16 protein-coding genes are annotated in these 16,430 nt (G+C 30.6%); 15 read left to right on the forward strand and 1 reads right to left on the reverse strand.

The features are described 5' to 3' along the window. The first annotated feature begins 4 nt into the window (after positions 1–4). The 11 genes from MOV50_RS05780 to MOV50_RS05830 are packed head-to-tail and all read left to right on the forward strand — an operon-like array spanning position 5 to position 10,576. Entirely contained in the window at positions 5–796 is a 792-nt protein-coding gene (locus tag MOV50_RS05780) for a BRO family protein (RefSeq protein ID WP_321779447.1), read from the forward strand. Continuing rightward, positions 786–1,985, forward strand: coding sequence for a restriction endonuclease subunit S (locus tag MOV50_RS05785; RefSeq protein WP_321779448.1), 1,200 nt, complete (start codon positions 786–788; stop codon positions 1,983–1,985). Before MOV50_RS05780 ends, MOV50_RS05785 begins: the two co-directional genes overlap by 11 nt. Continuing rightward, positions 1,982–2,824 (forward strand): Bro-N domain-containing protein, encoded by an 843-nt coding sequence (locus tag MOV50_RS05790; RefSeq protein WP_321779449.1) that lies wholly within the window; start codon positions 1,982–1,984, stop codon positions 2,822–2,824. Before MOV50_RS05785 ends, MOV50_RS05790 begins: the two co-directional genes overlap by 4 nt. Next, positions 2,817–5,123, forward strand: coding sequence for an EcoAI/FtnUII family type I restriction enzme subunit R (gene hsdR, locus MOV50_RS05795; RefSeq protein ID WP_321779450.1), 2,307 nt, complete (start codon positions 2,817–2,819; stop codon positions 5,121–5,123). The genes MOV50_RS05790 and hsdR overlap by 8 nt, the downstream gene beginning before the upstream one ends. Before the next feature lie 42 nt (positions 5,124–5,165). Further along, entirely contained in the window at positions 5,166–5,459 is a 294-nt protein-coding gene (locus MOV50_RS05800) for a DUF1778 domain-containing protein (RefSeq protein WP_321779451.1), read from the forward strand. Continuing rightward, positions 5,449–5,973, forward strand: coding sequence for a GNAT family N-acetyltransferase (locus MOV50_RS05805; protein WP_321779452.1), 525 nt, complete (start codon positions 5,449–5,451; stop codon positions 5,971–5,973). Before MOV50_RS05800 ends, MOV50_RS05805 begins: the two co-directional genes overlap by 11 nt. Then, positions 5,973–7,103 carry a hypothetical protein gene (locus MOV50_RS05810; protein ID WP_321779453.1) on the forward strand — a complete coding sequence of 377 codons (1,131 nt, stop codon included), beginning with the start codon at positions 5,973–5,975 and terminating at the stop codon, positions 7,101–7,103. The genes MOV50_RS05805 and MOV50_RS05810 overlap by 1 nt, the downstream gene beginning before the upstream one ends. After that, a complete protein-coding gene (locus MOV50_RS05815) occupies positions 7,100–7,825 on the forward strand; it encodes an ABC transporter ATP-binding protein (RefSeq protein WP_321779454.1) in 726 nt (241 codons plus the stop codon). The genes MOV50_RS05810 and MOV50_RS05815 overlap by 4 nt, the downstream gene beginning before the upstream one ends. Next, a complete protein-coding gene (locus MOV50_RS05820) occupies positions 7,818–8,786 on the forward strand; it encodes an iron ABC transporter permease (protein WP_321779455.1) in 969 nt (322 codons plus the stop codon). Before MOV50_RS05815 ends, MOV50_RS05820 begins: the two co-directional genes overlap by 8 nt. A 3-nt stretch (positions 8,787–8,789) precedes the next feature. Further along, positions 8,790–9,584, forward strand: coding sequence for a phosphotransferase (locus tag MOV50_RS05825; protein ID WP_321779456.1), 795 nt, complete (start codon positions 8,790–8,792; stop codon positions 9,582–9,584). Continuing rightward, positions 9,581–10,576 (forward strand): aminotransferase class I/II-fold pyridoxal phosphate-dependent enzyme, encoded by a 996-nt coding sequence (locus MOV50_RS05830; RefSeq protein ID WP_321779457.1) that lies wholly within the window; start codon positions 9,581–9,583, stop codon positions 10,574–10,576. The genes MOV50_RS05825 and MOV50_RS05830 overlap by 4 nt, the downstream gene beginning before the upstream one ends. A 6-nt stretch (positions 10,577–10,582) precedes the next feature. Here MOV50_RS05830 and MOV50_RS05835 read toward each other — a convergent pair whose 3' ends face one another. Then, positions 10,583–11,542 (reverse strand): hypothetical protein, encoded by a 960-nt coding sequence (locus MOV50_RS05835; RefSeq protein ID WP_321779458.1) that lies wholly within the window; start codon positions 11,540–11,542, stop codon positions 10,583–10,585. A 202-nt stretch (positions 11,543–11,744) separates the two neighbouring features. Here MOV50_RS05835 and MOV50_RS05840 point away from each other — a divergent pair, with 202 nt between their 5' ends. The 4 genes from MOV50_RS05840 to cbiB are packed head-to-tail and all read left to right on the forward strand — an operon-like array spanning position 11,745 to position 16,415. Then, complete coding sequence (locus MOV50_RS05840; protein ID WP_321779459.1) at positions 11,745–13,148, forward strand: hypothetical protein; 1,404 nt, start codon at positions 11,745–11,747, stop codon at positions 13,146–13,148. 50 nt (positions 13,149–13,198) lie between these two features. Further along, a complete protein-coding gene (gene rhuM / locus MOV50_RS05845) occupies positions 13,199–14,185 on the forward strand; it encodes a RhuM family protein (RefSeq protein WP_321779460.1) in 987 nt (328 codons plus the stop codon). Further along, the gene (locus MOV50_RS05850) at positions 14,186–15,571 is read left to right on the forward strand and encodes a cobyric acid synthase (RefSeq protein ID WP_321779461.1); all 1,386 of its coding nucleotides are present in this window, start codon (positions 14,186–14,188) and stop codon (positions 15,569–15,571) included. Next, positions 15,564–16,415 carry an adenosylcobinamide-phosphate synthase CbiB gene (cbiB, locus tag MOV50_RS05855; RefSeq protein WP_321779462.1) on the forward strand — a complete coding sequence of 284 codons (852 nt, stop codon included), beginning with the start codon at positions 15,564–15,566 and terminating at the stop codon, positions 16,413–16,415. Before MOV50_RS05850 ends, cbiB begins: the two co-directional genes overlap by 8 nt. Positions 16,416–16,430: the final 15 nt, after the last annotated feature.

Raw genomic sequence — 16,430 nt, forward strand, 5'->3', positions numbered from 1 at the left:
TGGGATGAGAGTCAAGAAAAATGGTTTTTTTTCTCTTATTGATATAGTAGCTATTTTAACTGAACAAGAAAATCATTTAACGGCAAGAAAGTATTGGAATAAGCTAAAAGAGCGTTTAAAAAATGAAGGAAATGAAACGGTGACAAATTGTCACCAGTTGAAAATGTTAGCTAAAGATGGAAAGATGCGTCTTACTGATGTCGCAAATACAGAAGAACTTTTAAGAATCATTCAATCTATTCCATCAAAAAAAGCTGAACCATTTAAGATGTGGTTAGCCAAAGTTGGAAGCGAAAGAATAGATGAGATAGAAGACCCTGAGTTAGCTTTTGATAGAGCGATGAAAAGCTACTTAGATAAAGGCTACTCAAAAGAGTGGGTAAACCAAAGACTAAAGAGTATAGAAGTTAGAAAAGAGCTAACTGATGAGTGGGAACAAAGAGGGGTAAAAGAGGGTTTAGAGTTTGGCATACTAACAAATGAGCTTACTCGTGCTTGGACTGGAAAAAGCGTTAAAGAATACAAGGCTTTTAAAGGTTTAAAAAAAGAGAACCTAAGAGATAACATGTCTAACTTAGAGTTAGTTTTAAATATGTTAGCAGAAGCTTCAACAACAGAGATTTCAAAGGTACAAAAACCACAAGGCTTAGAACAAAACAAAAAAGTAGCAAAAAAAGGTGGCAATGCTGCCAAATCAGCAAGACTAGAGATAGAAAAAGAAACAGGCGAGGCTATTGTAAATGCTAGTAATTCTAAAAAACTTTTAAGTAAAAAAGAAACTAAGAATGATAAATAAGGGTAGTGCTTTGAGAGAGGGGTGGGAAATTCGGAGGCTTGGCGATGTATATGATGTAAGAGATGGAACGCACGATTCTCCTAGATACATAGAAGAAGGTTATCCTTTAATTACATCAAAAAATCTAAAACAGGACACTTTAAATTATAATAAAGTTAAATATATTTCACATATTGATTATGTAAATATCAACAAAAGAAGTAAAGTTGATGTAGGTGATATTTTATTTGCTATGATTGGGACAATTGGTAATCCTATTGTCATTAAAAATGAACCTGATTTTGCCATAAAAAATGTAGCTCTCTTTAAAGTTTCCGATAATCAAAATAGTCATTTTTTAAAATATTTTTTAGACTCTGAGCAAGTAATAAAGAAAATGCTTAGAGATGCGAAAGGAACAACCCAAAAATTTGTGGGACTAGGATATCTAAGAAATTTTGAGATTGTACTCCCTCCTCTCCAAGAACAAGAAAAAATAGTAGCTATTTTAGATGAGGCTTTTTTGGCGATAGCTAAGGCAAAAGAAAATGCAGAGTTAAACTTACAAAACGCAAAAGAGCTTTTTGAATCTTATTTGCAAGGTGTTTTTGAGAATAAAGGTGAGGGGTGGGAAGAGAAAACTTTAGGTGAATTAGCTAATGTAAAAAGTGGAGGAACTCCATCTCGTTCAAAAAAAGAATATTGGGAAGGAAATATAGCCTGGTATTCATCTGGCGAATTAAATGAACTATTTACAGTAAAACCTAAAAGATATATAAATAATTTAGCTATTAAAAATTCAACTGCTAAACTATTTCCACAAGGCTCATTACTGATAGGAATGTATGATACAGCTGCATTAAAAATGTCAATAATTGATAGAGATGCAACATTTAATCAAGCAATTGCAGGAGTACACCCAAATAAAGATATAGACTTAATATTTATTTTAAATTCTATTAACTCTATTAAACCAGAAATTTTAAGTCTTAGAAGAGGTGTTCGTCAAAAAAACCTAAATTTAACAAAAATAAAAAATATTCCAATTTTCCTACCAATAATCAAAACCCAACAAAAAATAGTAAAAAAACTAAACACCCTCCAAGAACAAACAAAAAAACTAGAATCCATCTACACCAAAAAACTACAAGACCTAGAAGAATTAAAAAAATCCATCTTGCAAAAAGCCTTTAATGGAGAACTAACATGAATAAAAACGACAAATTAGTAATATTTCAAAGTAAAGAGATTAGAAGAATTTGGGAAGATGATGAGTGGTTTTACTCTGTAGTTGATATCATTGAAGTTCTTACAGATAGCCCTACTCCTAGGCAATACTGGGGGAAAGTTAAAGATAGAGAATTTACTAAACTTCAGTTGTCCCCAATTTGGGTACAACTGAAACTTCTAGCAAAAGATGGCAAAAACTATAAAACAGATTGTGCCAACACAAAAGGCATCCTTAGAGTTATCCAGTCCCTACCATCAAAAAAAGCTGAACCTTTTAAGCAGTGGTTAGCACAAGTTGGACATGAACGCATCCAAGAGATAGAAAACCCTGAACTAGCACAAGAGCGTATGAAAATTCTTTATGAGCAAAAAGGTTATCCAAAAGACTGGATAGACAAACGACTTCGTGGAATTGCTATTCGTCAAAATCTTACAGATGAGTGGAAAGAGAGAGGTATAAAAGAGCATAAAGATTTTGCGATTTTAACAGCTGAAATCTCAAAAGCCACTTTTGGCATGACTCCAAGCGAATACAAAACTCATAAAAACTTACCTGAAAAATCAAATGCAAATCTTCGTGATCACATGGATGATTTAGAACTTATATTTTCTATGTTAGGCGAAAGAGTAACTACTGAAATTTCTAAAGAGGAAAAACCAGATACTTTAGAAAAAAGTAAAAAAGTAGCCTCTCGTGGTGGAGCAGTCGCTGGAAATGCAAGAGCTGAAACTGAAAAAGAGTTAGGCAGAAAAGTAAGTACAAAAAAGAACTATCTACCAAAAACAAATCTTTTTAAAATAGGTAATGATGATGAATGAAGCCCAAACAAGAGCTGAACTTATAGACCCTAAACTTAAAGCGTGTGGTTGGGGAGTTGTAGAAGATTCTAAGATTCTTCGTGAAGAGAATGTTTGTCGCATTACTGATGGTCGCATCCAAGTGGGTGGAGGTAGAACTAAGGCACTTATCGCTGATTATATTTTAGTTTACAAGGGTGTTAAACTTGCTGTTGTTGAAGCAAAAAGAAGTGAGTTAGAAGTTGGCGAGGGTGTTGCACAAGCAAAACTTTACGCACAAAAACTTTCACTTGAAACTACTTACTCCACTAATGGTAAAGAGATTTATAGCATCTGCATGAAAACAGGTAAAGAGAGTTTAGTTTCAAGTTACTTAACACCTGATGAACTTTGGGAGAAGACTTACTCAGACCAAAACCTTTGGCGAGAGAAATTCGCATCTATCCCTTTTGAAAACAAAAGTGGAACATGGCAACCTAGATACTACCAAGAAATAGCAGTTAAAAATGCTCTTGAAGCAATCGCGCAAAACAAAAACCGCATACTTTTAACACTTGCAACAGGGACAGGTAAAACAGCCATAGCCTTTCAAATAGCATGGAAACTTTTTCACACAAGGTGGAACCTAAAAAGAGATGCAAAGAGAAGACCTCGCATACTTTTTTTAGCAGATAGAAATATATTAGCAGACCAAGCCTTTAACTCTTTTTCAGCATTTAGTGAAGATGCGATGGTTCGTATAAAACCTAAAGAGATAAAAAAGAGTGGTAAAATCCCAACAAATGGAAGTATCTTTTTTACTATCTTTCAGTCGTTTATGAGTGGTGAAAAAGATGAGCCTTATTTTGGGCAATATCCAAAAGACTATTTTGATTTTATTATCATCGATGAGTGTCACAGAGGTGGAGCAAATGATGAAGGAAATTGGCGTAGCATCTTAGAGTATTTTGCACCTGCTGTTCAACTAGGGCTTACAGCAACTCCAAAACGCAAAGATAATGTAGATACTTATGATTACTTTGGTAAACCTGTATATATCTACTCTTTAAAAGATGGCATAAATGATGGTTTTTTAACGCCCTTTAAAGTAAAACGAATCAAAACAACTCTTGATGATTACTTATATACCAATGATGACAATATTATAGAAGGTGAAATAGAAGAAGGGAAACTTTACAAAGAGGAAGATTTCAACAAGATTATAGAGATAAAACAAAGAGAAGAAAAAAGAGTTAAAATCTTTATGGACGCGGCAAATGAAAATGACAAAACTATCATCTTTTGTGCCACTCAAGAACACGCAGCCGCTGTCCGTGACTTAGTAAACCAATATAAAAAAACAAGTAAAGACCCTCAGTATTGTGTTAGAGTTACTGCCAATGATGGCGAAATAGGCGAACAATTTTTACGAGAGTTTCAAGATAATGAAAAACTAATTCCTACCATATTAACAACATCTCAAAAACTATCAACAGGTGTAGATGCTAGAAACATTCGTAATATTGTTCTTATGCGTCCAGTAAAACAAATCATAGAGTTTAAACAGATAATTGGTCGTGGAACTAGGCTGTTTGATGGCAAAGAGTTTTTTACGATTTATGATTTTGTAGATGCGTATCAAAGGTTCTCAGACCCAGAGTGGGATGGAGAACCTTTAGAGCCAGAGCCAATCACTTCGCCAAATGAGCCAAAAACTCCAAGTGAGCCAAAAGAGCCAAATCCAAAACCTAAAAAAATCAAAGTAAAACTAAGCGATGGAAAAGAGAGAGAGATACAGCATATGCTCTCTACCTCTTTTTGGGGTGCTGATGGAAAGCCAATCTCTAGTGAAGAATTTTTACAAAATCTTTTTGGAGAGTTACCAAAGTTTTTTAAAAATGAAGAAGAACTAAGAACTATTTGGAGTAAGCCATTAACTAGAAAAGTGCTTTTAGAAAAACTAAATGAAGCAGGTTTCGGAGCAGATGAGTTAAACACTCTTAAAAAGCTTATAGATGCCCATAACAGTGATATTTTTGATGTCTTAAAGTATGTGTTTGATAGTGATATAAAACCGATTTCAAGACAAGATAGAGTAAACAAAGCTAAAAAAAGTATATTTGCTCTTCTTAATAAAGAACAAGCTGAATTTATAGAATTTGTTTTATCAAAGTATATCCAAAGTGGTGTAGAAGAACTTTCACAAGATAAACTTCCCATTTTACTAGAAAGTAAATACCAATCACTAGAAGATGCAAAAGCTATTTTAGGAGATGTTGCAAATATAAGCTCATTATTTATAGAATTTCAACAGCATCTATATAAACAAAGAATAGCGTAAAATATGATATAATAACCGTACATCAACCGTAAAGGATAGATTATGCAAACAGCACAAGTAGATATTGGATTTAGCAAAGATTCTCGTTTTGACACTAAAATAAACTCTGGGTTAAAAGAGATGCTAAAGATAGCTTCAACGCTAGAAGGAATGGACTTATCAGCTTTTATCATCTCAGCTGCTACTCAAAAAGCAAGAGAAGTTATACAACAATCTGAATCACTATCGTTAAACAATAATGGGTATAAAAAATTTATGAACATAATTAATCATCCTCCAAAAGCTACTAAAGAGTTGAATAACTTAATGAAGCTAGATGATTTAAATGAGCGATAATGTAATAATCGAAAGATTTGATTTTGCTAAAACCTACAATGGGTTAAGACAATTTGATTGTAACCACGATCTCATAAATAGATTTGTAAAAAAATCTATGAAAAAACAAGTTGAAAATGACTATTCAGCTGCTTATATTTTACTTGATTTAAATAACCAAGAAAGATTTATCGGTTTTTATACAATAACAACTTTTAGCATTCAAAAATCTACTTTTGAGATACCTCTAAAATCTTCACCAAGTTCGGTACCTGTTTTTAGGATAATAATGCTTGGAGTAGATAAAAAATATGCGAACAGAGGTTATGGTTCTAAACTCTTAAAGCATTGTTTTAAGCTCGTTTTAAGAGCTTCTGAGGAAGTCGGAGCTAAAGGACTTTACTTAGATGCTGAAGATAAAAAACATGAATGGTATAAAAAACTTGGCTTTGAAGCTATAAACTCACCTGATAAAGATACAAATATAATGCCTATGTTTATATCCACTGATACCATCAGAGATGCTTTATGTTAATGATTAAAAATAAATTCAATCTAAAAAAGAGAATAAAAGATGATTTGTATAAAAAAGAAAAAAATAATATTGTAAAAAATATTTATGATTTATATACCATGGGTATTAAGATATTCGTCCCTTTCTTAATCGTTTTTTTTGGCTTATTAGACTATTGGACTTTTACAAAGATTTTTAACTTTAACCACACTGCATTTTTAGATGTATATATATTTTCAATCAGCTTATCAAACGCAAGTTTAATTATTGTAATTTTATTACTTCCTGTAATAATTCTTCTTTTAATATATGTTATAGCTATCATTGGTGCTTCTCCTGTATTTTTTATAACAAAAGTAAAAGATAAACAGCTTAATGAACCATTTCTTTTTTTTATATTTATGAGTATTCTATTATTATCAAGTCTTGGAATATTACATATAGAACTATTAAAATCTAATATATTGTTTTATTGTATGTCAGCAGTAGCTCCAATCTTTATAGCCTACCTTTTTGTTACTCTTTATGATCTATATTTTAATAACAGTAATAAAATTTTTATTATTCTTTCTCTTTCTCTTCTTTGTGGTTTTGGGGGTTTAATGCTATATTATGGACACTCAAATATTCAAGAGTATATTTTATATTTATTACTTATCATAATGATACCAACTATACACAGCTATATATTTGCTGAATTCTTTTTAATCAAAAGTTTAAAAAAAGTTTCAATAAAAGACACTAGACCAATTGTTTTTTTCATTGCAGTATTTTTCTTTATTAGTGTACTTTCATTCACTTTACTACATAACTCAAATACTGATATATGGAATAATTCAATAAATGATCAAAATTCAACTACAAATTTATTCTTAAATAAGAAATTTTTATCAAAGATTAGTCCTTATGATGATATTTTACTTTCTAAAACTAAAGAAATTAATGAAATTAAAATAACTAAAGAAACAAAATACTTACCGATATCAAGCAATATGAAGCTTTATTTTGTTTTTCAAAAAGACAAAAATAATACCAAAGTATTTGCTATAGAAAAAAAATATTATAAAGATAAATATATATTTAATATATTAGATTCTGGTTGTATTAACTGCCCTAAAAATATATCAAAACCAAACAAGAATACAAATTGATTAGTCTCGACTCTCTAAGTGTCAAATATGACAATAAAACTATACTTACAAATATATCTTTAAATATTGAGAGTCATCTAAGTATTCTTGGGGCAAATGGTTCTGGAAAAAGTACCTTGGCTAAAGCACTTTGTAATCTCATAAAGTATGAGGGTAGTGTGAGTATAGATGCCAAAAATATCAAGGAGTATTCTTTAAAAGAGAGAGCAAAACTTATCTCATATATTCCAGCAAAACTTGAAGTTTATGATGCTTATATTAGTGTTGAAGAGTTTGTACTCCTTAGTCGTTTTGCACATAAAGAAAACTTTTTTGACTACTCAGATAAAGATAAAACAATCACAAAAGAAACTTTAAAATTTTTAAATATTTCACATCTTAAAAACCACACTATAAACTCTCTTAGCTCAGGAGAATCACAACTTGTTTTAATCGCTTGTGCCTTAACTCAACAAAGTAAGATTATCATCTTTGATGAACCAACTGCAAATTTAGACCCTAAAAACTCTAAGATTATCGCTCAACATATCAAAGGTTTAAAAGATTATCATCAAGTTATTCTTATCACGCATGATTTGCATCTAGCCTCATTTATAGACTCAGATACTTTATTTATCAAAGATTCAAAAGCCATGTACTATAAAAAAGATTTTTTCAATCAAGAAAATTTAAAAGAACTTTATGAGGTTGACTTTAATGACTTGGCGGTTAGTTATGAGTAGATATCTTCTTTGGTTTTTTCTTTTGCTTATTCTTATAATATCTCCTTTTTTAGGTGCATTTAATTTAAAGGTTAGTGAAGTTTTTATAAATGGTACCTTAGATAATTCCATATTTTTCGATCTTAGAATTCCTAGAGTTTTATTTGCTTTTTTTGCAGGAGTCATCTTAGCTTTAAGTGGTTTGCTATTTCAAACACTTTTTAGAAATGCTCTTATGACTCCTTATACTTTAGGCATCTCGAGTGGTGCTGTTTTGGGTGCTGGAATCGCTATAAAACTAGGTCTTGGAAGTTTAGCTTTTGGCATCGCCGCTATTAGCATCTTTGGTTTTTTAGGTGCCATGTTTACTATACTTTTACTTATCACTCTTGCAAAGTATTTGCAAAACTCTCACTATGAATCACTCTTACTTTTAGGCATCGCTCTTTCACTTTTTTACACTTCTGCTTTGATGATTTTGTTTTACCTTGGAAACACTATGCAAAACGATATGTTACTTCGTTTTACTATGGGCTCACTTAGTGTTATTGGTTGGACATACCCTATCACCATTGGTATTATTTCACTTATACTTTTTTTCGTTATTTATCTTTTTCGTTATGAGCTTCAACTTCTTAGCATCTCTGATGAAAGTGCAAAACTCCGTGGAGTAAATACAAAAAAAATCACATTTATTTTACTTATCATCTCTTCTTTTGCCATCGGAACACTTGTAAGCATTAGTGGACCTATCGGTTTTGTAGGCTTAATTATCCCTCATATTGTCACAAAACTATACCCTGTACCTGTAAACAAACGCATAGTTAAAACAGCTTTATTTGGTGGCTTTTTTCTTGTTTTTTGTGACACAATTACACGAGCCTTACAAACTCAAAGTGAACTTCCTATTGGCATCGTGACAGCTCTTATTGGCGGTCCGTTTTTCATATATCTTATTATAAACAAAAGTAAGAGCATCTAGCGTATGGGTGTAAAGAGTAAAATCAGCCTAGATGCCATAAACAAACTTTTTGAATCTTATGGCTTTGTTAAACTTACTCCAACAAGTTCAGGCATCATCGACACTACTTACATACTTCATACCAAAAATGACTCCTATATTTTAAAAAAGTACGAAAGAGATATCTTACAAAAAATAACTCTAGATGCTAAACTACTAAAAACTTTAAAAGCATCTGGATTAAATGTTCCGCTAATGCTTGATAAAAAAGATGCGTGGTATCTATATGAAATGTTAAAAGGAGATGAACCAAAAAATATAAAAGCCTATCATCTTCAAGAACTTGCAAGATTTTTAGCCAAGACGCATCTAGTGAGTTGGAAAAATAGTTGTGAAGTAGAAGATACTTTTAAAAATGAAATAAAAGAAGCTTTAAACTATGCAAAAAATAACTATTTCTTTTACTATAAAAAGTTTGAGTTTTTAAAAGATTTTACTCCTAAAAATGATGGCATAATTCATGGAGATATTTTTAAAGACAATACTGTTTTTGATGGGGGGAAAATCGGAGTTTTTGATTTTATAGATTCTTCGTGTGGCTCTTTTGTATTTGACACGGCAGTTGGGCTTGTCGGTTTTGGGATAAAACAAGATAATAACTACGCTATAAATATATTTTTAAAAACATATAATCAACGAGCAATTAAAAAAATAGATAGAAATATACTCATAAAAAATATGAAAAATGCCTCTCATTTTTTCGCTCTAAAGAGAGTTTATGAATACAAAAACACTAACAAAGCAAAAGAGTTGTTATGATGAAACATGGTGCTAACATATATAAATATGCTAATAAACTAAAGTGTAAAGCAGATGAGATAATAGACTTTTCTTCAAACATAAATCTTTATACTAAAAAAATAAACCTAACACTAACTGATAACATGGTAGTTAAATATGCTAACACCTCTTACCCACATCTAAGAAGTACAATCACTCAAAAATACAAAATAAAAAAGAATCAAATCGCTCTTTATAATGGTGCTACAACTGCTATACATTCTCTTTTTCAATCCCTAGATGCAAAGAGAATTTACCTCTATGCTCCGCTATATGGTGAGTATGAAAAAGCACTTAGTAAAAGGGCAAAAGTTATAAAAATAAACCGCTCTAAAAACCTCTATAAAAAACCAAAAAAAGGCTCTGTTGTAGTGTTTGTAAATCCATCAACTCCAGATGCGATTTACTATGATTTGAGTAAGCTTTTTGCCCTTTGGAAGAGGCAAAAATGTACTATTATTTTAGATGAATCATTTTTAGAGTTCCAAAACCTTCATTCTTTGAGAAATCAAATAGATAATTACAAAAAACTATATATAATCCAATCATTTTCTAAGTTTTATGCTTGTGCTGGAGTAAGAATAGGTGCTATTTTTTCACAAAAACGAAATATTGAACAACTAAAAATTCCTATTTGGAATATTTCATCTTTTGACTCTGAGTTTTTGACTTTAAGGCTTATGGATAAGAAGTTTGGGCGTAAATCTAAAAAGCTTCATAAAAAGCAAAAAAAAGAACTTTTTGACATTTTAAAAAACTCAAAACTTTTTGATAAAATCTACAAAAGTGATACAAATTTTATACTGGTAAAATCAAAAAAATCAAAAGAGATATTTAAGCATCTACTCCGTCATAAAATACTTATACGACCTTGTGAAAGTTTTGATTTTTTAACAAGTGAGCATCTACGCTTCGCAGTTAAAACCACTAACGCTCACAACAAACTAACAGAGGCTTTTAAGAGTTTTTAGGTTTTGTTATTTATCTCCATAGTTTAAATCCGAACGCCATTTTGGATGATGGAAGTGCAGTCTTTGGTCACACGATGCAGATACTACTGATTTGTATAGTGTTATAGTTCCTATCTTTTGCCACGCTTTGTTAGTACCTGTCATTTTGTTTGCTACAAAAATATTGAAAACTAATTTTTCATTTTTTTGGATTTTCAACTCATCGCGGAAATCTTTAGCATCTACTCTTTTATCATCCGCTGCTTCTAACTTCATCCATTTTGGAGTAACGATATTTTTACTCCATTTCTCTCCGAGTTGAGATATTTCATATAGTTGTCTGATGCCAGGATTAGTATCTGCTTCTTTAAAAGCTTGAGATACTTTCACAGCATAAAGCAAATTTTTGACTATACTAAAGTTTATGCTTATGTCAGGTTCATTACTCATAACTACATCTTTATAATGTTTAGCATCTGTACCTCCTAAATCATCTATAAGAAAAAAGTTTGCACTGTTCTCACTATTTACCTCATTTGCATCTATCGAAGCAAATAGTTTTCCAGCAAATCCAAACGCTCTATTGCTCCCTCTGAGAGTATCTGAGGTTGCAGTAGATGCTCTTGCAATAATGAGAGCCTTACTGCTCTTTTTAAAATAACCGCTGTATATGTTTTCTTCCTCTATTTCCCAGATGCCTCTAAAGCAGATGCCATTTGGATGAGCCAGTTTTTCAAAAGCGGGTAAAATATCTGCATGCTCATTCAGCGTTCTATGTGCATCTTGAAGGATCATGTCTTCTTTAAATGTAAAGAGTTTAAAATATGAAACACTTCTCTGAGGCAGTTTTGCTAAAGGGTCAGACTCCACTTGTTTCCAAACCTCTGAAAAACTACTCCTATTATCCGACTTTTCTTTATTTACTTTTATTTTAGTTGTACATGCTGAGAGTGTAAATAGCAAGGCTATGAGAAGTAGCAGTTTCATTTTTGACTCCTTTTTATTATTATAGACTAATGAGATGAATATTACTGCAATTATCGGAAAGAGGACTCTAACGCTCATAACAAATAAAATAATACACGGTAAAGAATGTTTTTACTTTTCATGGCATTTTGTAATATATCTTCAAGTTTACTCAAAAAAAGATATAATTTAACAAAATAGTCACTGTTCTTAAAGGAATAAATTGAAAGAATTAAATGAAATAAAAAATGATATTGAAGAATTATATGATATAGACACGCTAATACTAGATGCAACATTTATAAGTAATAACAACAATATGCAATCCAAACTAATCAACAATGCAGATGAAACTTTTACATATAAACTGAAAAATAAAAAGTATGATTTTCATTTAAAAGAGCCTATTTTTATTGAGAAGATTTGTTTAAAGTCTTCAGATAATAACTTGAAAAATATAGTTTTAGAAATAACAGACTACTTTACAGGGGAAAAGATTAAAAAACCTATAGAAAACTATAAACAATATAAACATATTGCAGTTAATATCAATAGAGTCATCTCTTCTTTTACTATTAAACCTCCTTTCAGGATCTTAAGAATAAACTTACAATCTATCACTATACATGGATACAATTTTACAGAACTATCATCAATTTCCACACTGTTTAAAGAAAGTAAAGAAGTAAAAAAAGAACTTGAAGAATTTTACAAAAGTAAAATAAATTTTATTGAAACTGAAAATCTTAACTTAGATGCTAAAAAAGAAAAAACAGAACAAAATTTAGAAGTTATTGGAAATGACATCACTGAAAAAAAATCTATCATCTCTGACTTAACCAGTCAATTAATTGAACTTAAATCTTCAATAAAATCAGATACAGAGTCTTCAGAATCTTTAAAAATAATTGTAAAGGAGCTAAAAACTCAAGAAAGCAGTATAAATAAAAATTTAACAGATATAAAAAATAGTATAGAACAAAGGGAAGAAGAATCTTCTTCTTTAAATAAAAAAATATCTAATGAAAAGGATATATTAAAAGAGAACCAAAATAACAACAATCTATTTGCTTATGAGCTTAGTGAATTTTTAAAAGAAGGTAGCAACAATATTAAATTATATACTATTATTTCGATGATACCAATGCTTCTAATAGTATTTTTAACATACATATTATTAAAAGGTACTGTTGATTTAACTACTATTTATACAATAAAAAAAGATATGGATATAGCAACTGTATTTTGGAGTAGATTACCATTTGTGCTAGTTATTACATCTATTATATTCGTATGTTATGAAATAACAAAAATATTTTTTATAAAAATAATGGAAATACATCATCAAAAGTTAAACTTTTCTAAAATAGGTATTATCGCTAAAGATATTTCAAGTACTTCTTTTGATGGTTTAAATTTAGATGATAATGAAAAATCTGAATTACATACGAAACTAAAGATGCAACTGCTAAGAGAATATTTGTCGAGCGAGTTTCACATTGAGCACGATTACAATATCAACAAATCATTATGGACTCGATTTATTGACTGGAGAAAACAAAAAGATGAAAAAAAAATTGATGATGAGCAAGTAGAAATAAATAATCAAGAAATTATACAAAACTAACCCAAGATATTTTAAAACAGTTTGAACTAATAAGACAAGGGAAGTGAAGAATGACCAACTCAAACATACTAATATACCAAAGTGAAGATGGACAGACAAAGATTCAAACTCGTTTAGAGGATGAAACTGTTTGGCTTACTCAATCTCAACTTTGTGAACTATTTCAAAAGTCAAAGTCTACTGTTAGTGAACATATAAAAAAAATATTTGAAGATGAAGAACTCCTAGAAAATCAAGTTGTTCGGAATCTCCGAACAACTGCATCTGATGGTAAAAATTACAATACAAATTTTTATAATCTAGACTTGATAATTTCAGTTGGATATAGAGTTCGTTCTCCACAAGGTACTAAGTTTCGTCAGTGGGCTACCACTAGACTAAAAGAGTACATAGTAAAAGGTTTTACTATGAATGATGAACTTCTAAAAGAGGCAGGTGGTGGGACTTACTTTGAAGAACTACTCTCTCGCATTAGAGATATACGAAGTAGTGAGAAGATATTTTGGAGAAAAGTTCTTGATATCTACTCAACAAGCATAGACTATGATGCAAAAGATGAAGCATCTATACTATTTTTTCAAACTATTCAAAATAAAATGCACTGGGCTGCACATGGCAATACAGCTGCTGAGATACTTTACCAAAGAGCAGACAGCTCAAAAGAAAATATGGGTCTTTTATCTTTTAAAGGTGATAAACCTCTAAAAAAAGAAATAGAGACAGCAAAAAATTATTTAAATGAAAATGAGTTAAACATACTTAACCGCATGGTTACAGCTTACTTAGAGGTTGCAGAGATACAAGCAATGAACCAAATACCAATGTATATGAAAGATTGGTTGGAGAGAATTGATGACTTTTTGAAAATGACTGGAAAAGATATACTAACTCACGCAGGAACTATCAGCCATAACCAAGCTATGAAAAAAGCAACTATAGAATATGAAAAGTATAAAGAACAAACTAAGAATTCCCTTTCAAATATAGAAAAAGACTTCATTAAAACTATTGACACAACTTCTAAAAAGTTAAAATAAATGAACTCTCTAAGTATATTCGGCACAAGTAGTGATGCTGGGAAATCAACTCTTAGCTTTGCTATAACATATCTTTTTCACAACAGAGGAGTTAGTGTCGCTCCCTTTAAGGCTCAAAATGTTTCTAACAACTCACAAGTTTGTGATAGCGGGGGAGAGATAGCAATCCCTCAGTATTTTGCAGCCGAATCCATAGGACTTAAAACCTCAACTGATATGAATCCAGTTCTTTTAAAGTCAGGTGGAAAATCAAAAGCTCATATAATTGTAAATGGGAAAAGTGTTGGCAATAAAGATGTTTGGTCTTACTACCGAGATATAAAAACTCTACAACCTCATGTCAAAAAAGCTTTTAAAAATTTACAAAAAAAGTATGAGTGCATAGTTGCTGAAGGAGCTGGTAGTCCAGTTGAATTAAACCTCATGGATAAAGACCTCTCAAATATTTATATAGCTGAAGAATTTAAAACAAAAATTATCTTAGTTGCAGATATTCAAAGAGGTGGAGTTTTTGCATCTATATATGGAGTTTATAATCTTTTGCCAAAAAAACTTAGAAAAAATGTCATCGGCGTAATTGTAAACAAGTTTCAAGGCGACATGAGCCTTTTTGATGAAGGTGTAAAAATCATAGAAAAAAGATTTAAAATTCCTGTTTTTGGAGTTGTGCCATTTAAACCTTTTAACCTTGGTTTTGAAGATAGCGAGTCAATCATGAACTATGTTCAAGACACAAAAAAATCCATCATAAAAGTTGGTGTTATAAGACTTCCTCATATTAGTAATTTTACAGATTTTGAGCCTTTAGTTTTAGACGAAGAGATAGAACTCTCTTTTATCTCATCTGTTAGTGAGGTTTCATCTTGTGACATGCTTGTTTTACCAGGAAGTAAGAGAGTTGTTGATGATTTACTTTGGCTTATCAACAATGGTTTTGAAAAGATTTTAAAAAACAAAAAACAAAAAGTAGTAGCTATCTGTGGCGGTTATGAAATGATGTTTAAAAAGATTTTAGACCCCAATCAAATAGAATCATCTGAAAAAAAGGTTGATGGGCTTGGTCGTTTAAAAGGTAGAGTAACTTTTAAAAAGAAAAAAATTGTAAAAAAAGGAAGCTATCAGTTATTTGATTGCAAGGTTGATGGATATGAGATTCACAATGGGGTTACAAAAAAACTTTTTAAAAGTAAAAAAAATCTTTATGCTACTTTTGTTCATGGACTTTTTGACTCTGATGAAATACGAGCTAAATTTTTTAAAGAGATAAACCAAAACTATAAAGGTTATAATTTTAAAAAACAAAAACAAAAAGCCATAAAAGAGTTTGCATCTCATATAAATAAATATGTAGATATAGATGCTATTTTAAATAAGTTATATGATTAATATTTTTATAGCTTTTCTTGCTTACCTAATTGATAAACGCTTTGGAGAATTTCGTTTTATAAAACATCCCGTCATAATTATTGGCTCTATTATTAGTTTTTTTGAACATAAATTTTACAAAGACAGCATACTTAGAGGTTTATTACTTGTTTTATTTGTTATTTGTTGCGTTAGTTTTGTATCCATAAGTATTAGCACATTTTTAAATAACTTGAACATAGTTCTAAATATTGGATTTACATCTATTTTAGCATCTATGTTTATAGCACATAAAATGTTACATGATTCAGTCCTAGAAATCTTAGTTAGTACAAACAAAAAGAAAAGCATTTCTATGTTAGTTAGTAGAGATACACAAAATATGAGCGAAAGTGATATATATAAAGCATCTATTGAAACTTACGCTGAAAATTTAAGTGATGGAGTTATAGCACCTCTTTTTTATCTACTTCTTTTTGGTTTAGATGGGATTGTCATTTATAAAGCAATAAATACCATGGACTCCATGGTTGGGTATAGAAATGAAAAATATGAAAAGTATGGGAAAGTAGCAGCACTTTTAGATGATATTGCCAACTATATTCCTTCAAGACTTACTGCTATTTTAATTATGATAGTGGCTAAAAAGAAAAATATTTTTGCCTTTTATGAAGATGGAAAAAAACATGACTCACCAAATGCTGGTCACCCTATAACGGCTATGGCTCTTATGCTTGGAGTAAAACTAGGCGGAGATACTTACTACTTTTCTAAGTTAAAGAAAAAAGCATATTTTGGTGAAGGAAGAAAAAATATAACAAAAAGTGATGTTAAAAGAGCATTGTCCTTGCTTTATGCTGATTAAAATTTTATATCAAGG

The sequence above is a fragment of the Sulfurimonas sp. genome (assembly GCF_029027585.1).
Lineage (GTDB): Bacteria > Campylobacterota > Campylobacteria > Campylobacterales > Sulfurimonadaceae > Sulfurimonas.

Excerpts from the sequence above, each read along its gene's own strand:
- MOV50_RS05825 (WP_321779456.1), top strand. The coding sequence starts at position 8,790 with ATGGGTGTAAAGAGTAAAATCAGCCTAGATGCCATAAACAAACTTTTT.
- hsdR (WP_321779450.1), top strand. The coding sequence starts at position 2,817 with ATGAATGAAGCCCAAACAAGAGCTGAACTTATAGACCCTAAACTTAAA.
- MOV50_RS05830 (WP_321779457.1), top strand. The coding sequence starts at position 9,581 with ATGATGAAACATGGTGCTAACATATATAAATATGCTAATAAACTAAAG.
- rhuM (WP_321779460.1), top strand. The coding sequence starts at position 13,199 with ATGACCAACTCAAACATACTAATATACCAAAGTGAAGATGGACAGACA.
- MOV50_RS05820 (WP_321779455.1), top strand. The coding sequence starts at position 7,818 with ATGAGTAGATATCTTCTTTGGTTTTTTCTTTTGCTTATTCTTATAATA.
- MOV50_RS05850 (WP_321779461.1), top strand. The coding sequence starts at position 14,186 with ATGAACTCTCTAAGTATATTCGGCACAAGTAGTGATGCTGGGAAATCA.
- MOV50_RS05800 (WP_321779451.1), top strand. The coding sequence starts at position 5,166 with ATGCAAACAGCACAAGTAGATATTGGATTTAGCAAAGATTCTCGTTTT.
- MOV50_RS05805 (WP_321779452.1), top strand. The coding sequence starts at position 5,449 with ATGAGCGATAATGTAATAATCGAAAGATTTGATTTTGCTAAAACCTAC.
- MOV50_RS05790 (WP_321779449.1), top strand. The coding sequence starts at position 1,982 with ATGAATAAAAACGACAAATTAGTAATATTTCAAAGTAAAGAGATTAGA.
- MOV50_RS05810 (WP_321779453.1), top strand. The coding sequence starts at position 5,973 with ATGATTAAAAATAAATTCAATCTAAAAAAGAGAATAAAAGATGATTTG.
- MOV50_RS05780 (WP_321779447.1), top strand. The coding sequence starts at position 5 with ATGAGAGTCAAGAAAAATGGTTTTTTTTCTCTTATTGATATAGTAGCT.
- cbiB (WP_321779462.1), top strand. The coding sequence starts at position 15,564 with ATGATTAATATTTTTATAGCTTTTCTTGCTTACCTAATTGATAAACGC.
- MOV50_RS05785 (WP_321779448.1), top strand. The coding sequence starts at position 786 with ATGATAAATAAGGGTAGTGCTTTGAGAGAGGGGTGGGAAATTCGGAGG.
- MOV50_RS05835 (WP_321779458.1), bottom strand. The coding sequence starts at position 11,542 with ATGAAACTGCTACTTCTCATAGCCTTGCTATTTACACTCTCAGCATGT.